This is a genomic window from Nocardiopsis protaetiae (assembly GCF_045446735.1).
Classification (GTDB): domain Bacteria; phylum Actinomycetota; class Actinomycetes; order Streptosporangiales; family Streptosporangiaceae; genus Nocardiopsis; species Nocardiopsis protaetiae.
Map to the genome: position 1 here is coordinate 1 of NZ_JBJJBV010000457.1, position 4,157 is coordinate 4,157.

The following is a 4,157-nucleotide window of genomic DNA, read 5'->3' on the forward strand; positions in this document are numbered from 1 at the left end:
CCCCACCGCCCCCCTCGCCCGGCGCAAAGAGCCCTGGTAGTCGACTTCGGCCGCCATTCGCCATTGATCAAAGTTGACTACCGGGTCCTCTCTGACCCCGATCCGCACCTCATCTTTGGAGGATCACGATGGCTTCGACCCTCATCGCCCCCGCACCCACACGCACACCCCTACCTGTGCTCATTCCTGAGGCCCAACAGCAAGACTGCTCCATGTGCAACGGTCAAGGAGGCCAGTGGGTCACCAACGACGGCCAGAGCAAAGGCAAGGACATCGCCCGCTGGGTCGCCTGCACCGGATGCAAGGGCAGCGGGAAGGTCGGCCGATGAGTGGGAAGACCCAGGGCATGACCCTCGACCACGGCCCTCTCGCCCGCGCGCTGGCCGCCGGCCTCAGCGCCCAGGGCGTCCCGGACCGGATCGCCGGACTGTTCGCGGCCGTGCCCCGGCACCTCTTCCTCCCCGCCGTGTACTGGACCATCGACCGCACCCGTTACGACCGGGCGACCGACCCCGACGGCTGGCTGCGCACCGCCTACTCCGACCAGGCACTCACGACTCAGCGCGATGACGGTGCCACCGGAGGCATGGGTGTGCCCACCTCCTCCAGCAGTGCTCCGTCGGTCATGGCCCGGATGCTCGTGGCCGCCGATATCGGCCCCGGGTACGACGTCCTGGAGGTCGGCACCGGTACCGGCTACAACTCCGCCCTCCTCTGCGAGCTCCTCGGCGAGGAACACGTCACCACCGTCGAGATCGACCACGGCCTGGCCGACACCGCCCGCGCCGCGCTGGCGGCCGCCGGGTACCGGCCCGGCGTCCTCACCGGCGACGGGGAGGCCCCGCCGGACCCCACTCCCACATACGACCGGATCATCGCGACCTGCACCGTTGCCGCCATCCCCCCGGCCTGGCCGAACGCCCTGCGCCCCGGCGGCCGGATCGTCACCCCGTGGGCACCCTCACCCGGCGTCCCCGGCGGGCTGCTCGCCGTCCTGGACACCGACGGGGACAAGGCGGTGGGCCGGTTCGAGGGAACGCTCGCGTTCATGTGGGCGCGTGGCCAGAGGCAACCCGCACGCCGGGCTTCCTCGCCCGACGCGGGTCCCGATCACGCGGAGCGGGTCGAGGGCGACCCCCGGGACCCGTGGCTCGACGGGGAGATGTCCGTCCTCCTCTCCCTCTTGGTCCCGGACTGGTTCTTCGGCATGCGCATGGAGCCCGGGGCGGCGGAACCCTATGTGTGGGTGGCCTCCACCCGGTGCGCCTCGTGGCTGCACCTGCACGCCGACGGCCGAGTCCAGAGCGGCGGCCCCCGCCGCCTGTACACCGAGTTCACCGAAGGCCTCGCCCACTGGCGGGACCAGGGTGCACCCGACGCCGACGCCTTCGGCCTCACCGTCGACCACGCGGCGAACACTCGCACCGTGTGGCTGCACGCCCCCGACACAGCGGTGTGGACCACAGACCGCGACCCCGCGTAAATGCACCAGTGAGCCCCCGACCCCGGCCGTCGGCCGCTCCCCGGGCCACCGGGGCTCCCATGACGGCCCCGGCCTGACCGGCCGGCGGACCTATGCCGTCCCGGCGCCCTCCGCCGCACGGCGATACGTGTTGATCAGAACGCCGGACGGTGTCGACCGTGTGGCGGCCAGGGTCAGGCGACGCGGAACCGTGCCGTCGGCGAAGAGCCGCTTGCCACTACCCAGGATGAGAGGGAAGACCAGCAGGCGGTACTCGTCGACGAGATCCTGCGAGACCAGCGTCCGGAGTAGATCGCCGCTGCCCAGTACCAGGATCTCCGCCTCCGTCGCGGCCTTGACCCGGCCGACCTCCGCCGCCAGGTCGGCGCCCAGGAGAACGGAGTTGGTCCACCGGGGGTGGTTCTTGAGGGTGCGGGAGGCAACGTACTTGGGTATCGCGTTCATCGCCGCCACAGCGGGATCATTCATGTCGCCGTACGGCCAGGTGCCGGCGAAGATCTCATACGTCCTGCGGCCGAGAAGCAGCGCACCGGCTCCGGCCGTGGCCTCGCTCATGACCTGCTCCACGACCTCATCGACGTAAGGCAGCACCCAACCGCCCTCGTCGAACCCGCCATCCTGGTCCTCGCCCGCGGAGAGAACCGATTGCATGACACCGTCCAGCGACACGAAGTCGACCACGACCAGCTGCCCCATGATGCTGCTCCCATCCGCTCGTCTGTATCCGTAGGTGTAGACCATGCACCGGGAAGGAAATCATCGGCCCTCATTCGATGGCGTCCGGAGACCATGTCTGCCAGCTGTCGTCTCAGGGCCGACCTCCTCCCTCCTCGCACTCTCCGGCCTGGGCCTTTGCCGGGTACGGTAGAAGTGCTGCTGTGCCAGGTCCGTAGCCGAATCCCCGGCGGGCGAGGCCAGGCCGGGCAGGAGGTGTGTCCGCATGCGCATCGCCGCCGCGATAACCGCCCTTCTTGTGGGTGTCGGCTTTGGAGTGCCATGTGTGTTCGGCATCTGGCATCTTGCTCGGACCGGCGCCGTCTGGAACTTCCTCGGCTACCCGACGTACGGGCACGGCCCCTTCGAGCAGATCGGGATCTCCGCCAGCGTCCCGCTCCTACTCGCCTTCCTCGTCGTATGCCTCGCCGAGATCGCCCTCGGCATCGCCATCTGGGCCGGCGCGTCAAGAGCCAAGATCTGGTCGCTGGTCCTGCTTCCGTTCGAGTTCGCCTTCTGGATCGGGTTCGCTCTGCCGTTGGGTCCGCCGCTCGGGATTGCACGCATGGTCCTGCTGCTCTTGGCGCGGCGCTGAGCGATCACACAAAAAAAAAGGGGGCCGCCCCACGGCGACCCCCCACAAACAAACCCCGAAAACAGGGAAAGCCCCCATCCCGAAGGACAGGGGCTCTCAACCCGAAGAAAACCGTGGCGGCAACCTACTCTCCCACCCCACCACAGGGCAGTACCATCAGCGCAAGGAGACTTAACGACCGGGTTCGGAAAGTAACCGGGTGTGACCCTCCCACCATAACCACCACGGAAACCCAACACCCAACACCACACCCCCACCAAAGGACAAGGAGCACAGCACCGGGAAGAATTTCACCAGCTATGTGAACATGTATGCGCGAGCACCCAATTATCTGCAGCGGACAAGCCCTCGGCCTATTAGTACCGGTCAGCTCCACCCCTCACAAGGCTTCCACACCCGGCCTATCAACCCCATCGTCTCTAGGGAGCCTTACCCTCTCACAGGAGGCAGGAGACCTCATCTCGAAGCAAGCTTCCCGCTTAGATGCTTTCAGCGGTTATCCCTCCCGAACGTAGCCAACCAGCCATGCCCTTGGCAGGACAACTGGCACACCAGAGGTTCGTCCGTCCCGGTCCTCTCGTACTAGGGACAGCCCTTCTCAAGTCTCCAACGCGCACAGCGGATAGGGACCGAACTGTCTCACGACGTTCTAAACCCAGCTCGCGTGCCGCTTTAATGGGCGAACAGCCCAACCCTTGGGACCAACTCCAGCCCCAGGATGCGACGAGCCGACATCGAGGTGCCAAACCATCCCGTCGATATGGACTCTTGGGGAAGATCAGCCTGTTATCCCCGGGGTACCTTTTAGCCGTTGAGCGACACCGCTTCCACACGCCGGTGCCGGATCACTAGTCCCAGCTTTCGCTCCTGCTCGACACGTCCGTCTCACAGTCAAGCTCCCTTGTGCACTTACACTCAACACCTGATTACCAACCAGGCTGAGGGAACCTTTGGGCGCCTCCGTTACTCTTTGGGAGGCAACCGCCCCAGTTAAACTACCCACCAGACACTGTCCCCGAACCGGATCACGGCCCAAGGTTAGATGCCCGAAACAGTCAGAGTGGTATTTCACCAACGCCTCCACCACCACTAGCGTGATAGCTTCACCGGCTCCCACCTATCCTACACAAACCATCCCAAACACCAATGTCAAGCTATAGTGAAGGTCCCGGGGTCTTTCCGTCCTGCTGCGCGAAACGAGCATCTTTACTCGTAGTGCAATTTCACCGGGCCCATGGTTGAGACAGTGGGGAAGTCGTTACGCCATTCGTGCAGGTCGGAACTTACCCGACAAGGAATTTCGCTACCTTAGGATGGTTATAGTTACCACCGCCGTTTACTGGCGCTTGGATTCCCAGCTTCACC

General features: G+C 65.5%; 3 protein-coding genes and 2 rRNA genes. 2 read left to right on the forward strand and 3 right to left on the reverse strand.

Annotation, left to right across the window (positions count from 1 at the left end; translation table 11 throughout):
- Positions 1-325: 325 nt before the first annotated feature.
- A complete protein-coding gene (locus ACJOT3_RS33775; RefSeq protein WP_406977195.1) occupies positions 326-1,483 on the forward strand; it encodes a methyltransferase domain-containing protein in 1,158 nt (385 codons plus the stop codon).
- A 90-nt stretch (positions 1,484-1,573) separates the two neighbouring features.
- Here the strand turns inward: ACJOT3_RS33775 and ACJOT3_RS33780 are convergent, their stop codons facing one another.
- Positions 1,574-2,179, reverse strand: a complete 606-nt coding sequence (locus ACJOT3_RS33780; RefSeq protein ID WP_406977196.1) for a dihydrofolate reductase family protein — start codon at positions 2,177-2,179, stop codon at positions 1,574-1,576.
- A 244-nt stretch (positions 2,180-2,423) separates the two neighbouring features.
- Between ACJOT3_RS33780 and ACJOT3_RS33785 the strand changes: the two genes are divergently transcribed.
- The gene (locus ACJOT3_RS33785) at positions 2,424-2,792 is read left to right on the forward strand and encodes a hypothetical protein (protein WP_406977197.1); all 369 of its coding nucleotides are present in this window, start codon (positions 2,424-2,426) and stop codon (positions 2,790-2,792) included.
- 111 nt (positions 2,793-2,903) lie between these two features.
- On the opposite strand, the gene rrf is transcribed toward ACJOT3_RS33785, so the two are convergent.
- Together rrf and ACJOT3_RS33795 are read right to left on the reverse strand one after the other, a co-directional pair.
- Positions 2,904-3,019, reverse strand: a 5S ribosomal RNA gene (gene rrf, locus ACJOT3_RS33790).
- 109 nt (positions 3,020-3,128) lie between these two features.
- Positions 3,129-4,157 (reverse strand): 23S ribosomal RNA (locus ACJOT3_RS33795); the annotation flags it as partial.

What these genes read in the sequence shown, in the direction of transcription:
- ACJOT3_RS33785 (WP_406977197.1), top strand. Translation starts at nt 2,424, where the DNA reads ATGCGCATCGCCGCCGCGATAACCGCCCTTCTTGTGGGTGTCGGCTTT.
- ACJOT3_RS33780 (WP_406977196.1), bottom strand. Translation starts at nt 2,179, where the DNA reads ATGGGGCAGCTGGTCGTGGTCGACTTCGTGTCGCTGGACGGTGTCATG.
- ACJOT3_RS33775 (WP_406977195.1), top strand. Translation starts at nt 326, where the DNA reads ATGAGTGGGAAGACCCAGGGCATGACCCTCGACCACGGCCCTCTCGCC.